The 23,492-nt window shown below is 65.4% G+C and carries 26 protein-coding genes and 2 tRNA genes; 27 read left to right on the forward strand and 1 reads right to left on the reverse strand.

The genetic code is table 11. From position 1 onward, the window contains the following. The first annotated feature begins 10 nt into the window (after positions 1 to 10). The 27 genes from Tharo_RS06105 to rpoS all read left to right on the forward strand — a co-directional run bounded on the left by Tharo_RS06105 (position 11) and on the right by rpoS (position 22,560). Positions 11 to 898: a prephenate dehydrogenase gene (locus Tharo_RS06105; RefSeq protein WP_107220434.1), complete on the forward strand. Its 888-nt coding sequence runs from the start codon at positions 11 to 13 to the stop codon at positions 896 to 898. Between the two features lie 98 nt (positions 899 to 996). Next, on the forward strand, positions 997 to 2,949 hold the full coding sequence (locus Tharo_RS06110; protein WP_107220435.1) for a bifunctional 3-phosphoshikimate 1-carboxyvinyltransferase/cytidylate kinase: 1,953 nt from the start codon (positions 997 to 999) through the stop codon (positions 2,947 to 2,949). An 88-nt stretch (positions 2,950 to 3,037) separates the two neighbouring features. Beyond that, entirely contained in the window at positions 3,038 to 4,741 is a 1,704-nt protein-coding gene (gene rpsA, locus Tharo_RS06115; protein WP_107220436.1) for a 30S ribosomal protein S1, read from the forward strand. 11 nt (positions 4,742 to 4,752) lie between these two features. Beyond that, a complete protein-coding gene (locus Tharo_RS06120) occupies positions 4,753 to 5,040 on the forward strand; it encodes an integration host factor subunit beta (RefSeq protein WP_107220437.1) in 288 nt (95 codons plus the stop codon). Positions 5,041 to 5,127: 87 nt separating this feature from the next. Then, positions 5,128 to 5,454, forward strand: coding sequence for a LapA family protein (locus tag Tharo_RS06125; protein WP_107222335.1), 327 nt, complete (start codon positions 5,128 to 5,130; stop codon positions 5,452 to 5,454). Between the two features lie 5 nt (positions 5,455 to 5,459). Next, the gene (lapB, locus tag Tharo_RS06130; RefSeq protein ID WP_107220438.1) at positions 5,460 to 6,635 is read left to right on the forward strand and encodes a lipopolysaccharide assembly protein LapB; all 1,176 of its coding nucleotides are present in this window, start codon (positions 5,460 to 5,462) and stop codon (positions 6,633 to 6,635) included. Positions 6,636 to 6,685: 50 nt separating this feature from the next. After that, complete coding sequence (cysM, locus tag Tharo_RS06135; protein WP_107220439.1) at positions 6,686 to 7,576, forward strand: cysteine synthase CysM; 891 nt, start codon at positions 6,686 to 6,688, stop codon at positions 7,574 to 7,576. Continuing rightward, the gene (locus tag Tharo_RS06140) at positions 7,560 to 9,248 is read left to right on the forward strand and encodes a hypothetical protein (RefSeq protein WP_245881014.1); all 1,689 of its coding nucleotides are present in this window, start codon (positions 7,560 to 7,562) and stop codon (positions 9,246 to 9,248) included. The genes cysM and Tharo_RS06140 overlap by 17 nt, the downstream gene beginning before the upstream one ends. Beyond that, entirely contained in the window at positions 9,230 to 9,631 is a 402-nt protein-coding gene (locus Tharo_RS17920) for a hypothetical protein (RefSeq protein WP_245881015.1), read from the forward strand. Before Tharo_RS06140 ends, Tharo_RS17920 begins: the two co-directional genes overlap by 19 nt. 25 nt (positions 9,632 to 9,656) lie before the next feature. After that, positions 9,657 to 9,836: a hypothetical protein gene (locus Tharo_RS06145; RefSeq protein ID WP_107220440.1), complete on the forward strand. Its 180-nt coding sequence runs from the start codon at positions 9,657 to 9,659 to the stop codon at positions 9,834 to 9,836. Continuing rightward, a complete protein-coding gene (locus tag Tharo_RS06150; RefSeq protein WP_107220441.1) occupies positions 9,833 to 10,261 on the forward strand; it encodes a YdbL family probable chaperone protein in 429 nt (142 codons plus the stop codon). The genes Tharo_RS06145 and Tharo_RS06150 overlap by 4 nt, the downstream gene beginning before the upstream one ends. Continuing rightward, positions 10,261 to 11,049 (forward strand): 3'-5' exonuclease, encoded by a 789-nt coding sequence (locus Tharo_RS06155; protein ID WP_211309665.1) that lies wholly within the window; start codon positions 10,261 to 10,263, stop codon positions 11,047 to 11,049. Before Tharo_RS06150 ends, Tharo_RS06155 begins: the two co-directional genes overlap by 1 nt. A gap of 67 nt (positions 11,050 to 11,116) precedes the next feature. Further along, positions 11,117 to 11,359, forward strand: a complete 243-nt coding sequence (locus tag Tharo_RS06160; protein ID WP_107220443.1) for a GlsB/YeaQ/YmgE family stress response membrane protein — start codon at positions 11,117 to 11,119, stop codon at positions 11,357 to 11,359. Positions 11,360 to 11,428: 69 nt separating this feature from the next. Next, positions 11,429 to 11,505: transfer RNA gene (locus Tharo_RS06165), tRNA-Val, on the forward strand. Between the two features lie 178 nt (positions 11,506 to 11,683). Continuing rightward, positions 11,684 to 13,600, forward strand: coding sequence for a threonine--tRNA ligase (gene thrS / locus Tharo_RS06170; RefSeq protein ID WP_107220444.1), 1,917 nt, complete (start codon positions 11,684 to 11,686; stop codon positions 13,598 to 13,600). Between the two features lie 26 nt (positions 13,601 to 13,626). Next, positions 13,627 to 14,148 (forward strand): translation initiation factor IF-3, encoded by a 522-nt coding sequence (gene infC / locus Tharo_RS06175; RefSeq protein ID WP_107220445.1) that lies wholly within the window; start codon positions 13,627 to 13,629, stop codon positions 14,146 to 14,148. Between the two features lie 144 nt (positions 14,149 to 14,292). Next, the gene (gene rpmI / locus Tharo_RS06180; protein WP_075148334.1) at positions 14,293 to 14,490 is read left to right on the forward strand and encodes a 50S ribosomal protein L35; all 198 of its coding nucleotides are present in this window, start codon (positions 14,293 to 14,295) and stop codon (positions 14,488 to 14,490) included. A gap of 12 nt (positions 14,491 to 14,502) precedes the next feature. Beyond that, a complete protein-coding gene (gene rplT, locus Tharo_RS06185) occupies positions 14,503 to 14,862 on the forward strand; it encodes a 50S ribosomal protein L20 (protein WP_107220446.1) in 360 nt (119 codons plus the stop codon). Between the two features lie 90 nt (positions 14,863 to 14,952). Beyond that, positions 14,953 to 15,984: a phenylalanine--tRNA ligase subunit alpha gene (pheS, locus tag Tharo_RS06190; RefSeq protein ID WP_107220447.1), complete on the forward strand. Its 1,032-nt coding sequence runs from the start codon at positions 14,953 to 14,955 to the stop codon at positions 15,982 to 15,984. Positions 15,985 to 16,038: 54 nt separating this feature from the next. Continuing rightward, positions 16,039 to 18,429, forward strand: a complete 2,391-nt coding sequence (pheT, locus tag Tharo_RS06195; RefSeq protein ID WP_107220448.1) for a phenylalanine--tRNA ligase subunit beta — start codon at positions 16,039 to 16,041, stop codon at positions 18,427 to 18,429. 1 nt (position 18,430) lies between these two features. Then, positions 18,431 to 18,736, forward strand: a complete 306-nt coding sequence (locus tag Tharo_RS06200) for an integration host factor subunit alpha (RefSeq protein ID WP_107220449.1) — start codon at positions 18,431 to 18,433, stop codon at positions 18,734 to 18,736. Further along, positions 18,717 to 19,097: a MerR family transcriptional regulator gene (locus Tharo_RS06205; protein ID WP_107220450.1), complete on the forward strand. Its 381-nt coding sequence runs from the start codon at positions 18,717 to 18,719 to the stop codon at positions 19,095 to 19,097. Before Tharo_RS06200 ends, Tharo_RS06205 begins: the two co-directional genes overlap by 20 nt. Before the next feature lie 60 nt (positions 19,098 to 19,157). Then, positions 19,158 to 19,234: transfer RNA gene (locus Tharo_RS06210), tRNA-Pro, on the forward strand. Positions 19,235 to 19,365: 131 nt separating this feature from the next. Further along, positions 19,366 to 20,109 (forward strand): 5'/3'-nucleotidase SurE, encoded by a 744-nt coding sequence (gene surE / locus Tharo_RS06215; RefSeq protein ID WP_107220451.1) that lies wholly within the window; start codon positions 19,366 to 19,368, stop codon positions 20,107 to 20,109. Continuing rightward, complete coding sequence (locus Tharo_RS06220) at positions 20,106 to 20,759, forward strand: protein-L-isoaspartate(D-aspartate) O-methyltransferase (protein WP_107220452.1); 654 nt, start codon at positions 20,106 to 20,108, stop codon at positions 20,757 to 20,759. The genes surE and Tharo_RS06220 overlap by 4 nt, the downstream gene beginning before the upstream one ends. A 14-nt stretch (positions 20,760 to 20,773) precedes the next feature. After that, a complete protein-coding gene (locus tag Tharo_RS06225; RefSeq protein WP_170110009.1) occupies positions 20,774 to 21,613 on the forward strand; it encodes a peptidoglycan DD-metalloendopeptidase family protein in 840 nt (279 codons plus the stop codon). A gap of 11 nt (positions 21,614 to 21,624) precedes the next feature. Beyond that, positions 21,625 to 22,560 carry an RNA polymerase sigma factor RpoS gene (gene rpoS, locus Tharo_RS06230; protein WP_107220453.1) on the forward strand — a complete coding sequence of 312 codons (936 nt, stop codon included), beginning with the start codon at positions 21,625 to 21,627 and terminating at the stop codon, positions 22,558 to 22,560. A gap of 93 nt (positions 22,561 to 22,653) precedes the next feature. On the opposite strand, the gene Tharo_RS06235 is transcribed toward rpoS, so the two are convergent. Continuing rightward, a complete protein-coding gene (locus Tharo_RS06235; protein ID WP_107220454.1) occupies positions 22,654 to 23,457 on the reverse strand; it encodes a DUF2189 domain-containing protein in 804 nt (267 codons plus the stop codon). Positions 23,458 to 23,492: the final 35 nt, after the last annotated feature.

Here is a 23,492-nt window from a genome sequence, read left to right on the forward strand (position 1 = left end):
GGAGAAGGGCATGGCCTTGATCGGCAAGCTCGTCGTCTGCGGCGTCGGCCTCATCGGCGCGTCGTTTGCGCTTGCGCTGCGCCGCGCCGGGGCGGTCGGCCCGGTCGTGGGTATCGGCCGCAGCCGCGAACCGCTCGAGCGTGCGCGCTCGCTCGGGGTCATCGACGCGATTGCCGATGGCTGGGCGGATGCCCTCGACGGCGCCGAGCTGGTGCTGATCGCCGCTCCGGTGGGGCAGATGGACGCGATCATGGCGGCGATGGCGCCCCACCTGCAAGCGGGCACGATCGTGACCGATGCCGGCAGCACCAAGCGCGATGTGATCGACGCTGTCCGCCGCCACCTCGGGCATCGCCTGGCCGATGTGGTACCGGCACACCCGATCGCCGGAGCCGAAAAAAGCGGAGTCGAGGCGGCGTTCGCCGGGCTCTATATCGATCGCAAGGTGGTGCTGACCCCCTTGGCCGAAAGCCGGCCGGAGGCGGTGGCGAAAGTGCGCGCGGCGTGGGAGGCCTGCGGGGCGGGAGTGGTCGAGATGAGTCCGCACGATCACGATCGGGTCTTCGCCGCGGTGAGCCATTTGCCGCACCTGCTCGCCTTCGGCCTGGTCGATGACCTCGCCCGCCGCCCGAATGCCCCCTTGCTGTTCTCGCACGCGGCGAGCGGTTTCCGCGATTTCACCCGCATCGCCGGCAGCCACCCGGAAATGTGGCGCGACATCTGCGTGGCCAACCGGGGGGCTCTGCTCGACGAACTCGATACCTACCTCGCCGAGCTCGCGCAGCTGCGCGGCCTGCTCGCCGCGGGCGACGGCCCCGGCCTGGAGGCGGTGTTCGAGCGCGCACGGCGTGCGCGCAATGCCTGGGCCGACGGCTTGCCGGTGCAGACCGCGGAGTAGCTCCGGGGGCGGGCAACGCTCTCCCGCACGGGGGAGGCGAATTGACTGGATTGGGGAAGGCGGCGCGATGCCGCCGGCTCCGTTTTTGAGAGGCGACGATGGAATTTCTCGACCTGCCCCCGATGCTGGGCGCCGCCGGCAGGGTCCGCCTGCCGGGCTCGAAGAGCATCTCCAACCGCGTGCTGTTGCTGGCGGCGCTGGCCGAAGGCGAAACCGAAATCCGCGACCTGCTGCTCTCGGATGATGTCGAGCGCATGCTCGAGGCGCTGCACGTGCTCGGCGTGGATTGGCAGCGCGGCGGCGACACGCTGAACTATCGCGTGCGCGGCGTTGGCGGGCCCTTTCCGGTGAAGGCCGCCGAGCTCTTCCTCGGCAACGCCGGCACCGCGTTTCGCCCCTTGACCGCGGCGCTCGCGCTGTCCGGTGGCGAGTACCGTCTGTCGGGCGTGGCGCGCATGCACGAGCGCCCGATCGGCGACCTCGTCGATGCGCTGCGCCAGCTTGGCGCCGACATCACCTGCACATCGAGCGAAGGATATCCTCCGCTGGAGGTGAAGCCGGCGCAGATTCGCCCCGGCGGCGTGGTCAAGGTGCGGGGCGACGTCTCCAGCCAGTTCCTCACTGCGCTGCTGATGGCGCTGCCACTGACCGGAGTGGAAACCACTCTCGAAGTGGTCGGCGAGCTGATCTCCAAGCCCTATGTCCGGATCACGCTCGAGCTGATGGCACGTTTCGGCGTTGAGGTCGAGCAGCACGGCTGGGAGCGCTTCGTGGTGCCCGGCGGGGCGCGCTACCGCAGCCCTGGCGTGGTGTTCGTCGAAGGCGATGCCTCCTCGGCCTCCTACTTCCTCGCCGCCGGCGCCATTGGCGGTGGTCCGGTGCGCGTCGAGGGCGTGGGGCGCAGCAGCATCCAGGGAGACGTGCGCTTTGCCGAGGCGCTCGGCCAGCTCGGCGCGAAGATCTCCATGGGTGACAACTGGATCGAGGCTGCGGCACCCGAGAACGGAGTGCTGAAGGCGTTCGATCTCGATCTCAACCACATCCCGGATGCGGCGATGACGCTGGCGGTGGCGGCGCTGTTCGCCGACGGCCCGTGCCGACTGCGCAACATCGCGAGCTGGCGGGTGAAGGAAACCGACCGCATCGCGGCGATGGCCACGGAGCTGCGCAAGCTTGGCGCCGAGGTCGAGGAGGGAGCGGATTACCTGGCGGTATCCGGTCCGGCGCGGCTGCGCCCGGCGGCAATCGACACCTACGACGACCACCGCATGGCGATGTGCTTCTCGCTGGCGAGCCTGGGGGGCGTGCGCGTGCGCATCAACGACCCGAAGTGCGTGAACAAGACGTTCCCGGGCTATTTCGATGTGTTCGCACAGGTTGCGAGGCCGGTGCCGGTGCTGGCGATCGACGGCCCGTCGGCGTCCGGCAAGGGCACGGTGGCGGCGCGCGTTGCCGCAGCGCTGGGCTGGCACTATCTCGACAGCGGTTCGCTGTACCGGCTGGTCGCGCTGGCAGCGATGCGCGCCGGCGTTCCGCTGGACGACGAACGCGCGGTCGCGGTGCTGGCCGCGGCCCTGCCGGCGTCTTTCGACGGGGAGCGGGTGCGGCTCTCCGGCGAGGACGTCACCGACGAGATCCGTTCCGAGGCATGCTCGGTCGGCGCGTCCAAAGTCGCGGTGCTGGCCGCGGTGCGGGCGGCGCTGTTCGACCGCCAGCGCGACTACCGCGCGGTTCCCGGCCTGGTGGCCGAAGGGCGGGACATGGGCTCGGTGGTCTTTCCCGATGCCGGCATCAAGGTCTTCCTCACCGCCTCGGCCGAAGCGCGGGCCGAGCGCCGCTATAAGCAGTTGATCGAAAAGGGATCGGCTGCTAACATGGAAAGTCTTCTGAAGGATCTTCTGGAACGGGATGCGCGCGATGCCGCCCGTCCGGTCGCGCCCTTGCTGAAGTTGCCCGACGCGGTGCTGCTCGATACGACCGCACGGAATGTCGAGCAGGCTGTCGCCTTCGTCCTCGATCTCGTGCGGGCGGGCGGCGAAGCGGCGGGCTGACGCAATCGCGCGGGAGCGTGGGCTCCGGCGCGTTTTTTCTTGAACCAACTTTTTGGCCGTCCCACGGCGGTGCCGGATCCCTAGCCCTATGTCCAACGCCACCCCCTCCTTCGAAGAAAGCTTTGCCGCCCTCTTCGAGGAAAGCCTCGCCCTCCAGGAAATGCGCACCGGTGAAGTCATCACCGCCGAAGTCGTGCGCATCGACCAGAACTTCGTCGTCGTCAACGCCGGCCTGAAGTCCGAAAGCTATGTGCCCATCGAAGAGTTCCGCAACGACCGCGGCGAGCTCGAAGTCAATGTGGGTGACTTCATCCACGTCGCCATCGACGCGCTCGAAGACGGCTACGGCGAAACCCGCCTGTCGCGCGACAAGGCCAAGCGCATCGCCGCCTGGAACGACCTCGAGAAGGCGCTCAACGAAGGCTCCCTGGTCAAGGGCGTGATCACCGGTCGCGTCAAGGGTGGCCTGACCGTCATGACCAACAGCATCCGTGCCTTCCTGCCGGGCTCGCTGGTCGATATGCGTCCGGTCAAGGACACCACGCCGTACGAAGGCAAGGAATTCGAATTCAAGGTCATCAAGCTCGACCGCAAGCGCAACAACGTCGTCGTGTCGCGCCGCGCCGTGCTCGAAGAGTCGATGGGCGAAGAGCGCGAGAAGCTGCTCGCCAACCTCAAGGAAGGCACGGTCATCAAGGGTATCGTCAAGAACATCACCGACTACGGCGCGTTCGTCGACCTCGGTGGCATCGATGGTCTGCTGCACATCACCGACCTGGCCTGGCGCCGCGTGCGTCACCCGTCGGAAGTGCTCAACGTCGGTGACGAGATCGAAGCCAAGGTGCTCAAGTTCGACCAGGAAAAGAACCGCGTCTCGCTCGGCCTCAAGCAACTCGGCGAAGACCCGTGGGTCGGCATCGCCCGCCGCTACCCGCAGGGCACCCGCCTGTTCGGCAAGGTCACGAACATCACCGACTACGGTGCGTTTGTCGAAGTCGAGCAGGGCATCGAGGGCCTCGTCCACGTGTCCGAGATGGACTGGACCAACAAGAACATCCACCCGACCAAGGTCGTCCAGCTCGGCGATGAAGTCGAAGTGATGATCCTCGAGATCGACGAAGACCGTCGTCGCATCTCGCTCGGCATGAAGCAATGCATGTCCAACCCGTGGGACGATTTCGCCATCAACCACAAGAAGGGCGACAAGGTCCGCGGCCAGATCAAGTCGATTACCGACTTCGGCGTGTTCATCGGCCTGGAAGGCGGCATCGACGGCCTGGTGCACCTGTCCGACCTGTCGTGGAGCGAGTCCGGCGAAGAGGCCGTGCGCCGCTTCAAGAAGGGCGACGAGGTCGAGGCCGTGGTGCTGGCGATCGACGTCGAGCGCGAGCGCATCTCGCTCGGCATCAAGCAGCTCGAAGGCGATCCGTACACCAACTTCATCGCCACCCACGAGAAGAACAGCCTCGTGCGCGGTACGGTGAAGTCGGTCGAAGCGCGTGGTGCGGTGATCGCGCTGGGGGACGACGTCGAAGGCTACCTGCGTGCGTCCGAAGCCGCCCCGCACCGTGTCGACGACCTCACCACGATGCTCAAGGAAGGCGATGAAGTCGAGGCTCTGGTGATCAACGTCGATCGCAAGACCCGCTCGATCAGCCTGTCGATCCGTGCCAAGGACCAGGTCGAACAGTCCGAGGCGATGAACAAGCTCGCTTCCGAGAGCGCTGCCGCCTCTGGCACCACCAACCTCGGTGCCCTGCTCAAGGCCAAGCTGAACGAGCAGAAGCAGTAATCCGGACGATCATGACCAAATCGGAGCTGATCGCCCAGCTTGCGGAGCGTTTTCCGCAACTGGTCGCAAAAGATGCCGATTACGCGGTCAAGATGATCCTCGATGCGATGGTCGATGCCCTGGCGCGTGGCGATCGCATCGAGATCCGCGGGTTCGGAAGTTTCGCGCTGAACTATCGGCCGCCCCGCGTGGGGCGCAACCCGAAATCCGGCGACAAGGTTCTGGTGCCGGAAAAATACGTTCCGCATTTCAAGGCGGGCAAGGAGTTGCGCGAGCGGGTCGATCTCGGCGAAAGCTGAGCACGCGGTAATCGGTTTTACAGGCAATAATGGAAGGCGGCTGCGGCCGCCTTCTTTTTTGCTCACCGCTCGGAGATAATGCCGGCCATGCGCGCAATCATCTGGTCCATCCGCCTGTTGCTGTTCTTCCTGCTGTTCGGGTTCGCGATCAAGAACGACCACCTCGCTACCCTGAATTTTTATTTCGGCGGGCAGTGGCAACTGCCGCTGGTCTTCGTCATCCTGCTCAGTTTTGCCGCGGGCGCCCTGCTCGGGGTCACCGCCACGCTGGCATCGCTGATCCGCCAGCGTCGTGAGATTTCGCGCCTGCGCCGCCAGCTCGAGCGCGCCGAGCGCGACCGGAGCGATTCACCTGCATCTGCATCTGCTCCTGCTTCTGCTCCGGCCGGCGACAGCCGACTGTCGACCTCCTGAGCACCATGGAAATCGAATTCTGGTGGCTGCTTGCGCTGCCGCTGTTCTTTGCCCTGGGCTGGCTTGCGGCGCGCATCGACATCCGCCAGGTGGTGCAGGAGTCGCGCTCGCTGCCCCGATCCTACCTGACCGGGCTCAACTTCCTGCTCAACGAGCAGCCCGACAAGGCGATCGACGCTTTCGTCGAGGCGGTGCGCATCGATCCCCAGACGATCGAGCTCCACTTCGCCCTCGGGAGCCTGTTCCGCCGCCGCGGCGAAACCGACCGCGCGATCCGCATGCATCAGCTCCTGGTCGACCGCGAGGATCTCTCCGAAGAGCAGCGCCTGCAGGCGCTCGGCGAGCTGGGGCAGGATTTCCTGAAAGCCGGCCTGCTCGACCGTGCCGAGGCGGTTTTCGTCAGGCTGCGCGGTACGCGGGCGAATGAGGTCGCGCTCGGCTATCTGCTCGAAATCTATCAGCAGGAAAAAGACTGGGCGAAAGCGATCGAGGTGGCGCAGGCCTTGCCCGCGCACGAAAGCGTGATGTGGCGCACCGAAGTGGCGAACTTCCATTGCGAGCTCGCTGCCGGCGCACTGGCGAATTCCCGCCATGAGGAAGCGCGAACCCATCTGGAACACGCGTTCGAGGTGAATCGGCGTAGTGTGCGGGCGAGCCTGATCCTTGGCGATCTGCTCGCGGCCCGCGGCCGCGACGAGGAAGCGCTCGAAGCCTGGAAGCGGATCGAGAGCCAGGATCCGGTCTACCTGGCATTGGTGGCGGAGCGCGTGATGGACGCCTATGGCCGGCTCGGCCGGGTGGAGGAGGGGCACCAGCTGCTGCGCGCGTGGCTGTCCGCGCACGCCTCGCTCGATTTGCTCGACGAGCTCTTCCACTGGGAAATGGAAAAGGCCGGCCCCCGTGCCGCATACGGCCTGGTGCGCGAGGAACTGCGCCGCAATCCGACCCTGCTCGGACTGGACAAGCTGCTCGAGGCTGCCGTGCTGGCCGCACCGGCCGAACAACGCGGCGACATCGAGCTGGTCAAACAGCTTATCCACGGGCACACCCGCCGGGTGGCGCGCTACCGCTGCGATGCCTGCGGCTTCAAGGCGCGCCAGTTTCACTGGCGCTGCCCGGCCTGCGGCGGCTGGGAAACCTACCCTCCGCGGCGAACGGAAGAGTTCGATCTGACGCCGTAAGCGCCGCCCCCCGGCTGCGGCGGGACAACTCAACGCGAAGAGCGAGATACATGGAATTCAGGACGCTAGAAGATTACGTCGGACACACTCCGCTGGTGCGGCTCAAGCGCATCGTCGCCGGCCGCAACAACACCATCCTGGCCAAGCTCGAAGGCAACAACCCGGCCGGTTCGGTGAAGGACCGCCCGGCACTATCGATGATCGTGCGTGCCGAGCAGCGCGGCGACATCCGGCCGGGCGACACCCTGATCGAGGCCACCAGCGGCAACACCGGCATCGCCCTGGCGATGGCGGCGGCGATGCGTGGCTACCGCATGGTCCTGGTGATGCCGGAGAACCAGAGCGTCGAGCGCCGCCAGACGATGCGGGCCTTCGGCGCCGAGCTGGTGCTCACTCCCACTTCGGGAGGCATGGAGATGGCGCGCGACATCGCCGAGCGCATGCGCGACGAAGGCAAGGGAATCATCCTCGACCAGTTCGCCAATCCGGACAATCCGCTCGCGCACTATGAAGGCACCGGCCCGGAAATCTGGGAGCAGACCGGCGGCCGCGTGACCCATTTCGTCAGCTCGATGGGAACGACCGGCACCATCATGGGCGTGTCGCGCTTTCTCAAGGAAAAGAACCCGGCAATCTGCATCGTCGGCTGCGAGCCCGAGCAGGGCTCGCAGATCCCGGGCATCCGCAAATGGCCCGAGGCCTATCTGCCGAAGATTTTCGAGCGTCCCCGGGTCGACCGCCTGGAACCGGTCAGCCAGGCCGAGGCCGAGGAAATGACGCGCCGCCTGGCACGCGAGGAAGGGATCTTTGCCGGGATCTCCTCGGGCGGCGCAATGCATGTCGCACTGCGCATCGCCGCCCAGCTCGAGAACGCGGTGATCGTGTCCATCGTGTGTGATCGCGGTGACCGATATCTTTCCACGGGTGTCTTCCCCGGCTGAACCGTCGCGTGCGCGCGCCGCGGCGCTGGCCGGGGGCGTGCGCGCAGCCTGCCTGGCGCTTGCGCTGTGGTGGAGCATTCCGGCATCGGCGGTCGAGCGCCTGCTCTTGCGCCTGCCGGAAGTGCATAACCCGGCTTTTTCCGTGCATGCCCTCGAGTTGCGCTTCGATGCCGCCCGGGGGAGCGCGGAATTGCATATCGGGCGCGTGAAGCTGGGTTCGCGGCACTGGCGCGAAGTGGTGCTGCGCTGTGCGCGGGCGCGCTTCTCCCTCGATGAGCTGAGCTGTAGCCGGGCGCAATTGTGGCTTGCCGGGCGACGCTTGCCGGTCGATGCGGAATTCGCGTTTGCACCGCAGCGCGCGGCGATGCGCCTGGCTCTGCGCACGGCGGGCGGCGCGCGCGTCGAGGCCGCCTTCACCCCGGAAGAAGGATGGGTTGCGGACTTCGACCGTGTCGAGCTCAGCGAACTGGCGGCCTGGCTGCAGGAGTGGCGGCCGGGGATGATGAAAGCCTGGCAGGAGCGGGCGCCGGAGGGGACGCTTTCCGGCCGTGCCGAGTGGTCGGCGCGGCGTGGTGGCGGGGACGAGTTGCGTTTGACGGCTCGCCTCGAAGACGGTCGGTTCGCCACGAGCGATGGCTTGCAGGCGGCGGAGGCGCTCGGTCTCGACATCCGCCTCGATGCCCGGGAAAAGGCGGGGGCATGGGACTGGCAGGCGCGCCTGGGCTGGCGCCACGGGGCGGCTTACCTGCATCCGCTTTACTTCGAGGCGGGGCCGCTGGTCGACGCCGCCGGGCGTCTGCGCGGCAGCCGCTTGAGCGTGCATGAAGCGCGCGCCGAGTTCGAAGGCGTTGCGGCGCTGGCGTTTGCGGCCGAGATCGATCTTGCCGAAGCGAGCCTGGTCGAGGCCGCGGTTACCGTTTCCGGCGCCGACCTGGCGGTGCTCGGGCCGCGCTGGATGGCTCCCCTGGTGGCGCCCGCGAATGCCGACCGGCTGAGTTTTTCCGGGTATGTGAGCGGCGGCTTGCGGGTCAAGGATGGGCGCCTGGTGGAAGGCAATATGGTTTTGGCCGCGGCCGGCTTGAGTCTGCGCGGAGCCGATGGAAGCCGTGGCCTGGCCGTGGGGCCGGTCGACGGCCGCCTGCCCTGGCGGAGCGATGGCGAGCGGCGCGCTGCGCTGCAGATCGGCGGTGCTCGCTGGGGAAAACTCGAGTTTGGCGCTTTTGTGTTGGGGGCGCGGGTCGATGGCAATGGCGTCCGCTTCGATCACACTGTGGTCCCTCTGCTCGACAGTGCGCTCGTCTTCGATGATCTCGCGCTGCACCGCGAGGCGGATGGCTGGCACGGTCGCGGCAGCCTGGTGGTCGAGCCCGTATCGATGCCGGCCCTCACCGCGGCGCTCGATCTGCCGTCGATGTCGGGAGTGTTGTCGGCCTCGCTGCCCGGCCTGCGGGTGACGCCGGGAGAGATCGCATTCGACGGCGCGCTCGTGATCACGGTGTTCGGCGGCTATCTGCAGGCGACCGGCTTGCGCCTGCTCGAGCCGCTTGGGGTCGCTTCGCACCTGAGTGCCGACATCGAGGGCCGTCACCTCGATCTCGCCCAGCTGACCGAAACCTTCAGCTCGGCAGCATCACCGGCTTTGTCGATGCCGATGTGCGTGGACTGGAACTGACCCACTGGCGGCCCACGGCCTTCGATGCGCGCATCGCCAGCAGCCCCGGGCGTTACCCGCGCCGGGTCAGCCAGCGTGCGGTACAGAATATCAGTGCCCTGGGCGGGGGCGGGGCGATGGCGGCGATCCAGCGCGGTGCGCTGGGATTTTTCGACACCTTCCGCTACCGTGAGCTCGGGCTGCGCTGCCGGATGCTGTCCGATGTATGCTCGATGGATGGAGTCGAAGGCGGCGGACGTGCCGATGGAGGCTTCGTGATCATGCGCGGCGGCGGCATCCCGGCGCTGAATGTCATCGGCTACAATCGGCGCGTCGATTGGAGCGAACTCGTGGACCGCCTGCAGCGCGTGGTTGCGGACAATGTCACGCCCGAACTGCGCTGAGTGCGACATCGAACAGGAGGGCGAGATGGGATGGTTGCCGAATGGAGTTCTGGTCGCGGCGTTGGGGCTGGCGGGCTGTGTGACGATCAACATCTATTTTCCCGCAGCGGCGGCGGAGAAGGCGGCAGACCGTATCATCGACGAAGTCTGGCAGCTGCGCGAGAACGGGACTGGCGTGCCCGGGCGGGAAGGAGAAGCGAAATGAAGCGGTTTTTTTCATGCCCGCGCTGGATCGTGGCGCTGGCTTTCGGCCTCCTGCTGGCGGGGGCGGTGCAGGCCCAGGGGAACCTGGAAATCGACACTCCGGCGATTGCGGCCCTGCGCCAGTCGATGCAGCAACGGCATGCGCGGCTGGAGCCGCTGTACACTTCGGGGGCGGTTGGGTTCGCTGCCGACGGGACGGTGGCGCTGCGCGATGCGTCCGCCGTCGCCCTGGCGCAGCGCGCCCAGGTCAGTAGCCTGATCGCCGCGGAGAATGCCGATCGCGCCGCACTGTACCGCGAGATCGCGCGGGGCAATGGCCGCCCGGAATGGGAGGCCGATGTGCGCCGCACCTTCGCCCAGCGCTGGATCGAGCGCGCCCGGCCGGGGTGGTGGGTGCAGCAGGGCGGCGACTGGGTGCGCAAGTGATGCCGGTTCTCGTCTTCGATATCGAAACCATTCCCGATGTGGCCGGAATCCGCACGCTGGAGGATCTCCCCGCCAGCCTGTCGGACTACGAGGTCGCGGAGTGGGCGTTCCAGCAGCGCCGCGCCAGCCATGGCAACGACTTTCTGCCGCATCACCTGCAGCGGGTAGTGACGATTTCCTGCGCCCTGCGCGATGCGCAGCAGTTCCGCGTGTTCTCGCTGTCCGAACCGGCAGCGGGGGAAGGCGAGATCATCCAGCGCTTCTTCGACGGCATCGAACGCTATTCGCCGCAGATCGTCTCGTGGAACGGTGGCGGCTTCGATCTGCCCGTGCTCCACTACCGCGGCATGGTGCACGGGGTGTCGGCCGCGCGCTACTGGGACCAGGGGGACGGCGATTACCATGATTCGCGCGACTTCAAGTGGAACAACTACATCGGCCGCTATCACAGCCGTCATCTCGATCTGATGGATCTGCTGGCGATGTACCAGCCGCGCGCGAACGCGCCGCTCGACGACCTGGCCAGGCTGATGGGCTATCCCGGCAAACTCGGCATGGACGGCGCAGCCGTGTGGCAGGCGTGGCTCGATGGCAAGGCCGCGGAAATTCGCGATTATTGCGAAACCGACGTCGTGAACACCTACCTGGTGTACCTGCGCTTCGAGCGCATGCGCGGCCATCTCGATGCGAAGGCCTGGGCCGACGAGGTGCAGTTCGTTCGCGATGCGCTCGGCCGGCTCGATGCGCCACACTGGAAGCAGTTCCTCGAAGGCTGGCCGGAAGGTTGATTCGAGGTGCGTGCGCGCTCGCAGCGCGGGCGCAGGGCTACGGTCGACGATCAGGAGGGCATTGGATATGGGCATCATCGGAACCATTCTCATCGGTCTCATCATCGGTCTCGTCGCTCGCCTGCTGCATCCGGGGAGGGATGGGCTCGGCTTGATCATGACTGCGCTGCTGGGCATCGGCGGGTCGATGCTGGCGACTTTCGGCGGGCAGTTTCTGGGGATCTACCAGGTCGGGCAGCCTGCCGGCTTCATCGGCGCCGTCGTCGGTGCGGTGGTGATCCTGTTCGTGGTGTCACGGTTGAGAAAGTGAGTTTCCTGTCCTGCAGTACAAAAAATCTTTGACAGGATTTTTGCAGTGCCTATAATGCGGGGCTTCAGCAGGCGCGTAGCTCAGTTGGTTAGAGCACCACCTTGACATGGTGGGGGTCGTTGGTTCGAATCCAATCGCGCCTACCAGATTTATGGGGTTGATCATCATGTTCCGAACTACTTTTCAGGCCGGAAACTGAACAGGTCGGCTCCGCTTGTCTGCTAGAGAAAAAAGCGCGCCAAGACCGCGCTTTTTTTTCGTCCACATTTTTCGATTCGTGTCGCCCCCACGAGAAAGGGGTGAGTCCAGCTCGAGGCCCATGCCATGCCCAATATCACCCTTCCCGACGGTTCCGTTCGCAGCTTCGATCACCCAGTGACGGTGGCCGAGGTTGCGGCCTCGATCGGTGCCGGGCTCGCCAAGGCCGCCCTGGCCGGGCGCGTCGGTCCGCGTCTGGTCGATCTTTCACACACGCTCGATACCGACGTCGAGCTGGCCATCGTCACCGACAAGACCCAGGAAGGCCTGGAGATCATCCGCCACTCCACCGCGCACCTGCTGGCGCATGCGGTGAAGGAGCTGTTTCCGGATGCGCAGGTGACTATCGGGCCGGTGATCGAGAACGGGTTCTACTACGATTTTTCGTACAAGCGCCCATTTACGCCGGAGGATCTGGCGGCGATCGAGGTGCGCATGGGCGAGATCGCGAAACGCGAAATCGCAGTGCAGCGCGAAGTCTGGCCTCGTGACAAGGCGGTCGCGTTCTTCAAAGGAATCGGCGAGCACTACAAGGCCGAGATCATCGCCTCGATTCCAGCGCAGGAAGACGTGTCGCTGTATCGGCAGGGCGATTTCATCGACCTTTGCCGCGGGCCGCACGTGCCGTCTACCGGAAAGCTGAAAATCTTCAAGCTCACCAAGCTTGCCGGAGCCTATTGGCGCGGCGATTCGAAAAACGAGATGCTGCAGCGCGTGTACGGCACCGCGTGGGCGAAGAAGGACGAACTTGACGCTTACCTGCACATGATCGAGGAGGCCGAAAAGCGCGACCACCGCCGGCTCGGTCGTCAGCTCGACCTCTTCCATCTGCAGGATGAGGCGCCGGGCATGGTGTTCTGGCACGCCAAGGGATGGACGCTGTGGCAGCAGGTGGAGCAGTACCTGCGCAGCACGATCGGCGAACATGGGTATCAGGAAGTGAAGACGCCGCAGATCGTCGATCGCTCGCTGTGGGAAAAGTCCGGCCACTGGGGGATGTATTCCGATCTGATGTTCACCACGAAGTCGGAAAAACACGACTATGCGGTGAAGCCGATGAACTGCCCGTGCCATATCCAGATTTTCAACCAGGGGCTGAAGAGCTACCGCGACTTGCCGCTGCGCATGGCCGAGTTCGGCTCGTGCCATCGTAACGAGCCTTCCGGTTCGCTGCACGGCATCATGCGCGTGCGCAACTTCGTGCAGGATGACGCGCACATTTTCTGTGCCGAAGACCAGGTCCAGGGTGAATCCGCCGAGTTCATCCGCCTGCTGCAGCAGGTCTATGCCGACTTTGGCTTCACCGACGTGCTGGTCAAGCTGTCGACCCGTCCGGACAAGCGGGTCGGTACCGACGAGCAGTGGGATGCGGCCGAGGCGGCGCTGGCTGCGGCGCTCGATGCGCAGGGGCTGGACTATGATCTGCAGCCGGGTGAGGGGGCGTTCTACGGGCCGAAGATCGAGTTTTCGCTGAAAGATAGCCTGGGCCGGGTGTGGCAGTGCGGTACGCTGCAGCTCGACTTCAACCTGCCGGTGCGTCTGGGGGCGGAATACGTCGCCGAGGACAACACCAAGAAAGTGCCGGTGATGCTGCACCGCGCCATCCTGGGTTCGCTCGAGCGTTTCATCGGGATCCTGATCGAGAACCACGCCGGGGCGATGCCGATGTGGCTTGCGCCGGTGCAGGCCGTGGTGATGAACATCTCCGAAGGCCAGGCTGAGTATGCCAGCGAGGCGGCAGCAAGGCTCAGGAAAGCGGGCTTCCGCGTCGAGGCCGATTTGCGCAACGAGAAGATTAACTATAAAATCCGCGAACATAGCGTACAGAAGCTGCCTTACCAGATCGTTATCGGCGAGAAGGAAAAAGCGGCGGGCCTGGTGGCCGTGCGCGCCCGAGGGGGTCAGGATCTTGGCCAAATGTCCCTCGATTCGCTGATCGAACGCTGGCGTCGCGAAGTTGAAGCGAAAGCCGGTTCGGTCTGATTTTGGTTTTCGTGGAGAGTTGAACCATCGCTCAAGATAAGAAGCAGCGCGTTAATGGGGAAATCAACGCGCTCGAACTCCGGCTGGTCGGTGAAGAAGGCGAACAGCTGGGGATCGTGTCCCTGAACGCAGCCCTCAACATGGCCGAAGAGGCCGGGTTGGACCTTGTCGAGATCGCGCCGATGGCCAAGCCGCCGGTCTGCAAGATCATGGATTACGGCAAGTTCAAGTATCAGGAACAGAAAAAGGCCCACGAAGCCCGACTCAAGCAGAAACAGGTGCAGGTGAAGGAAGTCAAGCTTCGTCCCGGTACCGACGAGAACGATTACCAGATCAAGCTGCGCAACCTCAAGCGCTTCCTGGACGAAGGCGACAAGTGCAAGGTGACTTTGCGCTTCCGCGGCCGTGAAATGGCGCATCAGGAATTCGGCTTGCGCCAGCTCGAGCGGATCAAGGCCGACCTGGAAGAACTGGGCCAGGTCGAGCAGATGCCGAAGATGGAAGGGCGCCAGATGATCATGGTCATCGCGCCGAAAAAGAACCGCTGACCGGTTCAAGAAATTTGTCCCTGCAGGGGCGAAGCCGTGGGGCAGGGAGTCCTGTCCGGCGGAAAACAAGTGCAGTCGGGTGTCAAAACGCATCGGGATTTTTCGACGCTACCTGGCGGCATCCAAAAACATGGAGTCTGAGCAATGCCCAAGATGAAGACCAAGAGCGGAGCCGCGAAGCGGTTCAAGGTCCGCTCGAGCGGCGGGATCAAGCGGTCCCAGGCGTTCAAGCGCCACATCCTTACCAAGAAGACCACCAAGGCCAAGCGCCAGCTGCGCGGCATGACCGAAGTTCATGCCGCCGATGAAAAGCTGATCCGCGCCATGCTTCCGTACGCTTGATAGGAGACCGCCATGCCTCGCGTTAAACGTGGTGTAACCGCCCGCGCTCGTCACAAGAAAGTCCTCGTCCAGGCCAAGGGTTATCGCGGCCGCCGCAAGAACGTCTACCGCATCGCCAAGCAGGCGGTGATGAAGGCGGGCCAGTACGCCTACCGCGACCGCCGTCAACGCAAGCGTCAGTTCCGCGTCCTGTGGATCGCCCGTATCAACGCTGCCGCGCGCGAACTGGGCCTGACCTACAGCACGTTCATGAACGGCCTGAAAAAAGCGGCGATCGAGATCGATCGCAAGGTCCTGGCCGATCTGGCCGTGTTCGACAAGCCGGCGTTTGCCGCGATCGCCGAACAGGCCCGGGCCAAACTCGCTGCGTAATTCGACGCAGTCCGAAAAAAGGAGGCCTGGCCTCCTTTTTTTTTCTGAACTTCCGCACCACGCATCATCGCATTCCGCCAGGGCAGGGACATGGAACAGCTCGATCAACTGGTACAACAGGCCGCGGCCGATTTCGCCGCCGCCACCGACAGCGCGCAGCTCGAACAGGCCAAGGCGCGCTACCTGGGCAAGGCCGGCTCGCTCACCGAGCGCCTGAAATCGCTCGGCAGGCTCGAACCCGACGTCCGCCGGGAAGCGGGGAGCGCGATCAATGCAGCCAAGGCCGCGATCGAGGCCGAACTCGAGGCTCGTCGCGAGGCGCTGCGCGAAGCCGCGCTGCTCGCCCAGCTCGCTTCCGAAGCGCTGGATGTGACGCTGCCCGGGCGCGGCTCGACGCAGGGGGGGCTGCACCCGGTCAGCCGCACCCTGGAGCGGGTCGAGCAACTGTTCGCCTCGATCGGCTTCGTCGTCGCCGACGGCCCCGAAATCGAGACCGACTGGCATAACTTCACCGCGCTCAATACGCCGGAAAACCACCCCGCCCGTTCGATGCACGACACCTTCTATCTCGAAGGCCATGAGGACGTGCTGCTGCGTACCCACACCAGCCCGGTCCAGGTCCGCGCGATGCAGGCCCATGTGGAGCGCTACAAGCATCTCGAGGCGATGCCCGACATCCGCGTGATCGCGCCGGGGCGCGTGTTCCGCGTCGACTCCGATGCCACCCATTCGCCGATGTTCCATCAGGTCGAAGGCCTGTGGGTCGGCGAAAAAGTCAGCTTCGCCGACCTCAAGGGGGTCGTCGCCGACTTCCTGCGCCGCTTCTTCGAGACCGACGACTTGCAGGTACGCTTCCGCCCGTCCTTCTTCCCCTTCACCGAGCCGTCGGCGGAAATCGACGTCGCGTTCATGAGCGGAGCGCTCGAAGGGCGCTGGCTGGAAATTGCCGGCTGCGGCGTGGTTCATCCCAATGTGCTGCGTTCCGGCGGAATCGACCCCGAGCGCTACACCGGTTTCGCCTTCGGCATGGGGCCGGACAGGCTGACCATGCTGCGCTATGGGGTCAATGATCTGCGCTTGTTCTTCGAGGGCGACCTTCGCTTCCTGAGTCAGTTCCGCTGACCCGGTCCGGTCGACCCCTTTCCGCCCAATCCACGCAATCCGGGTTATCGAATCATGCAATTCTCAGAACAGTGGCTGCGGACCTTCGTCGATCCGCAACTGGACAGTGCCGAACTCGGCCACCTGCTGACCATGGCCGGCCTCGAGGTGGAGGAGGCCGTTCCGGTCGCGCCGGCCTTCAGCGGCGTGGTGGTGGCGCACATCGTCGAAGCCGAGAAGCACCCCAATGCCGACAAGCTCAAGTTGTGCAAGGTCGATGCGGGCACCGGCGAACTGCTGCAAATCGTCTGCGGCGCTCCGAATGCCGCTGCCGGGATGAAAGTGCCCTGCGCCAGGGTCGGGGCGGTTTTGCCGGGCGACTTCGTGATCAAGGCGGCGAAGCTGCGCGGCGCCGAATCCTTCGGCATGCTGTGTTCGGCGCGTGAGCTGGGGCTGTCGGAGGACCATGCGGGCCTCTACGTCCTGCCCGAGGACGCGGTGGTGGGTACCGATATCCGCGACTACCTCGGCCTCGACGATACCCTGTTCACCATCAAACTTACCCCCAACCGGGCCGATTGCCTGAGCCTGAGCGGAGTTGCACGCGAAGTCGCGGCGCTCACCGGCGCGCCGCTGCATCTGGCGGCGATCGATGCCGTGGCCCCCACCGTGGATAACCGCCGCGCCATCGTGCTCGACGCTCCGGCAGGCTGCCCGCGCTACTGCGGGCGCATCCTGAAAGGAGTGGACGCCCGGGCGCGGACGCCCGAATGGATGGTGCGCCGCCTGGCCCGTAGTGGCATCCGCGCGATCAGTGCGCTGGTCGATGTCACCAACTACGTCATGCTCGAACTCGGCCAGCCGCTCCACGCCTTCGACAATGCGAAACTGCATGGCGCGATCCATGTCCGCCTGCCGCAGGCCGGGGAGCAAGTCGTGCTGCTCAACGAGCAGAGCGTGACCCCCGCTCCCGATACCCTGCTCATCGCCGACGAGACTCGCCCCCTGGCGCTCGCCGGGATCATGGGGGGCGAGTACAGCGGAATTACGCTCGAAACACGGGACGTTTTTCTCGAGAGCGCCTTTTTCGCCCCCGATGCGATTGCCGGTCGCGCGCGCACCCATGGCTTCAGCTCCGACGCTTCGCACCGCTACGAACGCGGGGTCGATTTCGAATTGGCGCGCAGCGCGATCGAGCGCGCGACCCGGCTGATTCTCGACATTTGCGGCGGAGAGGCCGGGCCGGTCGAAGAGGCGCTCGTCCGTGCGGCGCTGCCGGTGCGTGCGCCGGTGCGACTGCGTCCGGCGCGCGCGCGCCGGGTGCTGGGCATCACCTTGGCCGATGACGCGATTTGCGGGCTGCTGCAGCGCGTCCACCTGCAAGTGGCGCGGGCGGGGGAGGACTTCCTGGTCACACCGCCGTCGTGGCGTTTCGATATCGAGATCGAGGAGGATCTGATCGAGGAGCTGGCCCGCCTTCATGGTTACGACAACATTCCGGCCGTCGCCCCGCAGGGTAGCCTGATGATGCTGCCGAGCTCGGAGCACTCCCGTCCGGTATGGGCGTTGCGTCACCTGATGGCCGCACGCGGCTACCAGGAAGTGGTGAATTTTGCCTTTGTCGAGGAAGCCTGGGAACGCGACTTCTGCGCCAACGAGAACCCGATCCGCCTCGCCAACCCGATCGCCAGCCAGCTTTCGGTGATGCGCTCGAGCCTGATTCCCGGGCTCGCGGGCAATCTGGCGATCAACCGAAAGCGCCAGATCGACCGGGTTCGCGTCTTCGAAGTGGCTCGCGTGTTCGAGCGCAAGGCCGACGGCGAGCCGGTTCGCGGTTTTCACCAAGTCATGAGCCTCGCCGCGCTGGCAGCCGGCCCGGCCGTTGCGGAACAATGGGGCGAGACTGCCCGGAACGTCGACTTTTATGACATCAAGGGCGACCTGGAAGCCCTCTTCGCACCGCGCCGGCTCGAGTTCGAGCGCCTGTCCCATCCGGCCCTGCACCCCGGGCGTGCGGCCACGGTGCGCCTGGATGGGCACAGCATCGGCATCGTCGGCGAACTGCATCCGGTCTGGGTCCAACGCTACGACCTCGGCAGCGCGCCGGTGGTGTTCGAGGTTGCACTCGATGCCGCGCTCGCCGCGCGCGTGCCCGCCTACGCGGAAGTTTCCCGCATGCCGGCGGTGATCCGCGATCTGGCACTCGTCGTGGGCGTCGAGGTCGCCGCCGCACGCGTCGTCGAGGTGTTGAAGAGCGCCGCACCGGCAATCGTGCACGAGATCGCGCTGTTCGATGTCTACCATGGCAAGGGCATCGATCCGGACAAGAAGAGCCTTGCCTTCAGGGTGTTGATGCAAGATACTCAACGAACGCTTGAAGAGGCCGAAGTCGAGGCCGCGGTTTCCGCACTGGTCGGACAGGCCGAGTCCCAGCTCGGCGCGCGCTTGCGCGGCGCGGGAGACTGAGATGACGCTGACCAAGGCCGAGCTGGCCGACTTGCTGTTCGAGCAGGTCGGTCTCAACAAGCGTGAAGCGAAGGACATGGTCGAAGGTTTTTTCGAGGAAATCCGGACCGCGCTCGAGCGAGGCGACAGCGTCAAGCTGTCGGGGTTCGGCAACTTCCAGTTGCGCGACAAGCCGCAGCGCCCAGGGCGCAATCCGAAGACGGGTGAAGAGATCCCGATCACTGCGCGGCGGGTGGTCACCTTCCATGCCAGTCAGAAACTGAAGGCCGCGGTGGAGCAACTCAGCGATGCAAGCAGGCAATCCTGATATCGGCACCGAACCCTTGCCGCCGATTCCGGCAAAGCGCTATTTCACGATCGGCGAAGTCAGCGAGCTGTGCTGCGTCAAACCGCACGTGCTGCGCTACTGGGAACAGGAGTTCACCCAGCTCAAGCCTGTGAAGCGGCGCGGCAACCGGCGTTACTACCAGCACCACGAGGTCGTGCTGATCCGCCGGATCCGCCAGTTGCTCTACCAGGAAGGCTTCACCATTTCCGGGGCGCGCAACCGGCTCGGCGAGTCGGTTCTTCATGACCAAGAAAACGAAGCCGAAGTCGAGCGTTTCAGGGAGGTGATGGATGAAGTTCGCACCGAACTTGTCGAGTTGCTCGGTGCATTGCGGGCCTGACCATGCATACTCGAAAAATCTGGCAAATCCTGAAAGTGCTGCTATAATGTTTGCTTGTGTCGGGGCGTAGCGCAGCCTGGTAGCGCACTTGCATGGGGTGCAAGGGGTCGCGAGTTCGAATCCCGCCGCCCCGACCAATCGAATAAACCGGCCAAGGCCGGTTTTTTTGTGCGGCAAGCAGCAAGTGTTCCCGTGTCGGCAGGGGCAGCACGCTGTGCTAACATCACAGCCTCCCGACCGCGTTCTGCGGCATCCCGCAGGAATCCAGATGCGTATCCTGGTCAGCAACGACGATGGCTATTTCGCTCCGGGGATCGCGGCCCTTGCCGAGGCGCTGAGCACGCTGGGCGAGGTGACCGTGGTGGCACCCGAGCGCGACCGCAGCGGTGCGAGCAACTCACTCACTCTCGATCGTCCGCTGTCGCTCAAAAGGACCTCCAACGGTTTTTATCACGTCAACGGCACTCCGACCGACTGTGTCCATCTCGCCGTCACCGGCATGCTCGAGCACCTGCCCGACATGGTCGTGTCGGGTGTCAATCACGGCGCCAACATGGGCGACGACACGGTGTACTCGGGTACCGTCGCGGCGGCGACCGAAGGCTTCCTGCTCGGGGTGCCCTCGATCGCGGTGTCGCTGGTCAGCAAGTCGGCGGCCGACTTCACCGCCGCCGCCCGTGTTGCGCGGGATCTGGCCGAGCGCTTCATGCACCGGCCGTTCCCGCACCCGGTATTGCTGAATGTCAATGTGCCCGATGTCGCCTACGAGCGCTTGCAGGGCATCCGCGTCACGCGCCTGGGCAAGCGGCACAAGGCCGAGCCGGTGGTGCGCAGTGTCAATCCGCGCGGTGACACGGTTTATTGGGTCGGTGCTGCCGGAGGTGCGGCCGATGCGGGTGAAGGGACGGATTTCCACGCAGTCGCGAACGGCTGCGTGTCGGTGACGCCGCTGCAGATCGACCTGACCCATACCGGGCTCATCGCGCCGGTTTTCGACTGGCTGAAGAAGTGACCACACGAGTCGTCGATGGCGGCCAGGCGGCGCGGGCGCGGGCGCGCATGGTCGAGCGCCTGCGCGTCCGGGGCATCCGCGACGAGCGCGTGCTCGCCGCGATGCAGGGCGTGCCGCGTCATGCCTTCGTCGATGAAGGCCTGGCCTTCAACGCTTACGACGACACGTCCTTGCCGATCGGTTATCAGCAAACGATCTCCCAGCCCTTTGTCGTGGCGCGGATGATCGAATTGCTGTGCGCAGGGCGTGAATTGGGGCGAACGCTCGAAGTAGGGGCCGGCTGCGGTTATCAGGCTGCGGTGCTTTCGCGCCTGGCCGTTGATGTTTATGCCGTAGAGCGCCTGCGCCCGCTGCTCGATCGCGCGCGGGCGAATCTGCGCCCCTTGCGCCTGCACAACGTCAGGTTGAAACTCGCGGATGGTAGCCTCGGCCTCCCGGAGGCCGCTCCGTTCGACAGCATCATCGTTGCGGCGGCGGCGCTCGGCCTGCCGGCTGCGCTCAAGGAACAACTTGCACCGGGCGGTCGTCTGATCGTTCCGGTAGGAGGGGCCGATCAGCGCTTGCTGCTGCTCGAGCGCCAGGGAAACGCTTTCCGGGAAAGCTGGTTCGAAGCCGTGCGCTTCGTCCCGCTCCTCGGTGGTACAGAATGAGATACGGTATTCGGATGCATAAACAGTCGCCTTACATCGTCCTTTTGCTTGTCGCCGGCCTGATGGCGGGGTGCGCTTCCAAAGTGACGGCTCCGGTGCGTGATGTCATCGGCGGCACGGCGGGGGCGCCGGCCACGAGCGTGCCATCGCAGCCGAGCGGAGTCCATACGGTCCGTCCCGGCGAGACCTTGCTCGGCATCGCACGCCAGTACGGCGTGACTTTACCGGAACTGGTGGCATGGAACGGTCTGACCGACCCCAACCAGATCCAGGTCGGGGAAACGCTTCGGGTGGCGCCGCCCGGCGCGGCGCCGGGCAGTGCTGGCGAGCCCGCAACGAGCGGCGCAGTGGCCATGCCGGTGCCGGTGAACGGCGCGGATTCGGGCTCCGTGCCGCTCAAGCAGGAGCCGATCGGGGGGCGTGCGCCGATCGCGGCGCCCGCGGCACCGGCCGAGCCGCCCGCGGCAAGCGGCCCGGGGGCGGCGACCGGCGGGCAATGGCTGTGGCCGGCGGCCGGCGCCGTGCTCGCCGGTTTCAGCGAGGCTTCCAACAAAGGCCTCGACATCGGCGGCCGGGTCGGCGACCCGATCCGCGCGGCGGCGGCCGGCAAGGTCGTTTATGCAGGCAGTGGCCTGCGCGGTTACGGCAAGCTGATCGTCATCAAGCACGACCAGGAATACAACTCCGTGTATGCTCACAACGACAAGCTTCTGGTCAAGGAAGACGAACAGGTCGCCCAGGGGCAGAAGATCGCCGAGCTCGGGAGCACCGAATCGGACCGGCCGAAACTGCATTTCGAGATCCGCAAACAGGGTAAGGCGATCGACCCGATGCGCTACCTGCCCGCACGCTGAATGAGGTGAGCATGGAGGAACCGGCGAATCTTGACGAACTGGAGAGTCATGAACCGGATCTTCCGCCCGAGGTGGAGGTATTTGCCGGCCATCCGGTGCAGGCGGTCGAGAACGAGTTTTTCAGCGATGTCACCCAGCTCTATCTGAACGAGATCGGTGCCAACCCGCTGCTCAGCGCCGAAGAGGAGCTGCGCCTGGCCCGGCTGGTCCGGGAAGGGGATTTCCGCTCACGGCAGACGATGATCGAGCGCAACCTGCGCCTCGTGGTCAACATCGCCAAACATTACCTCAACCGGGGCATTCCGCTGCTCGACCTCGTCGAGGAGGGTAACCTTGGGTTGATGCACGCGCTCGACAAATTCGACCCCGAGCGCGGGTTCCGCTTCTCCACCTATGCCACATGGTGGATCCGGCAGAATATCGAGCGCGCGATCATGAACCAGTCGCGCACGATCCGCCTGCCGGTGCATGTGGTGAAGGAACTCAACCAGGTGTTGCGCGCCCAGCGCAGCATCGAGGCGGTTTCCAACGGCGAGTCCACGCTCGAGGACATCGCCGGCCGCCTGGGCAAGCCGGTCGACGACATCCGGGCGATCCTCGCTCTCAGCGAGCACACCGCATCACTCGATGCACCGCTGGATATCGACCCTTCACTGTCGATCGGGGAATCGCTCGCCGACGACCATCAGCCCGCTCCCGAAGTCCAGCTCCATAAAGTCGAGATCGGGGATCTGGTCCGAACCTGGATCAGGATGCTCAACGACAAGCAGCGCTTGGTCGTGCGCCACCGCTACGGCATCGATGAGTGCGATCTGCTCACGCTGGAGGAGCTGGCGACCCGTCTCGATCTGACCCGCGAGCGGGTGCGCCAGATCCAGCTCGAGGCTCTGGGCCAGCTGCGTCGCATCCTCAAGCGCAACGGTATTTCTCGCGACGCCCTGTTGTAAGCGCGGAACGCGCCCCGGGGCCAGCCTTGGGCCTCGCCGGCCCGGCTTTCCTCACCCCGCTTATTGCTTCCAGGCCCGCCCGGGGGAATGCGCTCAACGTGGCGGCGGGGGCGTGTTCGGCGGATAGACGCGCAAATAAAACTCCCGGCTCGCGTAGGCCATCACGGGCAGCGTGATCAGCAGCAGGGGCAGCAGCAGTGCGCTGACCATGATCACCGCGGCGAGCAGCACGGCCCAGCTCAGCACCACGCCGAAGCGCCCGAAAACCGCGCGCACGCTCGCCACCACGGCCGGCACGAGGCGCGCGCGCCGGTCGTAGAGCAGCGGGATCGAGAACGCCGAGACCGCGAACAGGATGAAGGCGAGCACCGCGCCCATGATCGCGCTGTAGAAAACGTAGCCGGCAACGGTTTCTTCGAAGCGCAGCAGGCGCATGAAGCCGACCGGCTCGCGCCCGACCATGAAGCCGTACAGGATGCCGGCGTCGGTTATCCAGATCAGGAAGATCAGCACGCATACGAAGGACATCACCCAGCCGCCGCGCGGCATGCGCCGGAAGCCGCGGGCAATGTCGCCGAGGGTGGCTTTTTCGTTGTGGCGCAGGCGGTCCGAGAGGGCGAAGAAACCGGCGAGCAAGGCCGGTCCGACGAGCATGAAACCGCCCGCGAGCGACAGGCTGACGGGGGCGATTCCGGCCGCCTCGAGAAGGATGAACATCAGCGCGCCGAGTACGGTGAATACGGCGGCGAAGCCCGCGCTGAGCAGCGGCTGGGCGCGGAACTGCGCCGCTCCGGCGGTGATGGCGGCAAGCAGGTCGTGCCGCCGGACCGCAGCCGGGCGCAGTGTGGCGGGATCGGTGGCGGGTGGCGGCCCGCGGTGATGGGAGATGTCCGGCATGGTCGGCTACTCGATCGGGCGCGGCGCCCTGGCTC

The organism is Thauera aromatica K172 (genome assembly GCF_003030465.1).
GTDB classification, from domain to species: domain Bacteria; phylum Pseudomonadota; class Gammaproteobacteria; order Burkholderiales; family Rhodocyclaceae; genus Thauera; species Thauera aromatica.

Excerpts from the sequence above, each read along its gene's own strand:
- Tharo_RS06225 (WP_170110009.1), top strand. The coding sequence starts at position 20,774 with ATGCATAAACAGTCGCCTTACATCGTCCTTTTGCTTGTCGCCGGCCTG.
- pheS (WP_107220447.1), top strand. The coding sequence starts at position 14,953 with ATGGAACAGCTCGATCAACTGGTACAACAGGCCGCGGCCGATTTCGCC.
- Tharo_RS06125 (WP_107222335.1), top strand. The coding sequence starts at position 5,128 with ATGCGCGCAATCATCTGGTCCATCCGCCTGTTGCTGTTCTTCCTGCTG.
- surE (WP_107220451.1), top strand. The coding sequence starts at position 19,366 with ATGCGTATCCTGGTCAGCAACGACGATGGCTATTTCGCTCCGGGGATC.
- cysM (WP_107220439.1), top strand. The coding sequence starts at position 6,686 with ATGGAATTCAGGACGCTAGAAGATTACGTCGGACACACTCCGCTGGTG.
- rpmI (WP_075148334.1), top strand. The coding sequence starts at position 14,293 with ATGCCCAAGATGAAGACCAAGAGCGGAGCCGCGAAGCGGTTCAAGGTC.
- Tharo_RS06110 (WP_107220435.1), top strand. The coding sequence starts at position 997 with ATGGAATTTCTCGACCTGCCCCCGATGCTGGGCGCCGCCGGCAGGGTC.
- Tharo_RS06145 (WP_107220440.1), top strand. The coding sequence starts at position 9,657 with ATGGGATGGTTGCCGAATGGAGTTCTGGTCGCGGCGTTGGGGCTGGCG.
- rpsA (WP_107220436.1), top strand. The coding sequence starts at position 3,038 with ATGTCCAACGCCACCCCCTCCTTCGAAGAAAGCTTTGCCGCCCTCTTC.
- Tharo_RS06155 (WP_211309665.1), top strand. The coding sequence starts at position 10,261 with ATGCCGGTTCTCGTCTTCGATATCGAAACCATTCCCGATGTGGCCGGA.
- Tharo_RS06235 (WP_107220454.1), bottom strand. The coding sequence starts at position 23,457 with ATGCCGGACATCTCCCATCACCGCGGGCCGCCACCCGCCACCGATCCC.
- Tharo_RS06120 (WP_107220437.1), top strand. The coding sequence starts at position 4,753 with ATGACCAAATCGGAGCTGATCGCCCAGCTTGCGGAGCGTTTTCCGCAA.
- rplT (WP_107220446.1), top strand. The coding sequence starts at position 14,503 with ATGCCTCGCGTTAAACGTGGTGTAACCGCCCGCGCTCGTCACAAGAAA.
- lapB (WP_107220438.1), top strand. The coding sequence starts at position 5,460 with ATGGAAATCGAATTCTGGTGGCTGCTTGCGCTGCCGCTGTTCTTTGCC.
- Tharo_RS06200 (WP_107220449.1), top strand. The coding sequence starts at position 18,431 with ATGACGCTGACCAAGGCCGAGCTGGCCGACTTGCTGTTCGAGCAGGTC.
- Tharo_RS06150 (WP_107220441.1), top strand. The coding sequence starts at position 9,833 with ATGAAGCGGTTTTTTTCATGCCCGCGCTGGATCGTGGCGCTGGCTTTC.
- pheT (WP_107220448.1), top strand. The coding sequence starts at position 16,039 with ATGCAATTCTCAGAACAGTGGCTGCGGACCTTCGTCGATCCGCAACTG.
- Tharo_RS06105 (WP_107220434.1), top strand. The coding sequence starts at position 11 with ATGGCCTTGATCGGCAAGCTCGTCGTCTGCGGCGTCGGCCTCATCGGC.
- Tharo_RS06205 (WP_107220450.1), top strand. The coding sequence starts at position 18,717 with ATGCAAGCAGGCAATCCTGATATCGGCACCGAACCCTTGCCGCCGATT.
- Tharo_RS06160 (WP_107220443.1), top strand. The coding sequence starts at position 11,117 with ATGGGCATCATCGGAACCATTCTCATCGGTCTCATCATCGGTCTCGTC.
- thrS (WP_107220444.1), top strand. The coding sequence starts at position 11,684 with ATGCCCAATATCACCCTTCCCGACGGTTCCGTTCGCAGCTTCGATCAC.
- rpoS (WP_107220453.1), top strand. The coding sequence starts at position 21,625 with ATGGAGGAACCGGCGAATCTTGACGAACTGGAGAGTCATGAACCGGAT.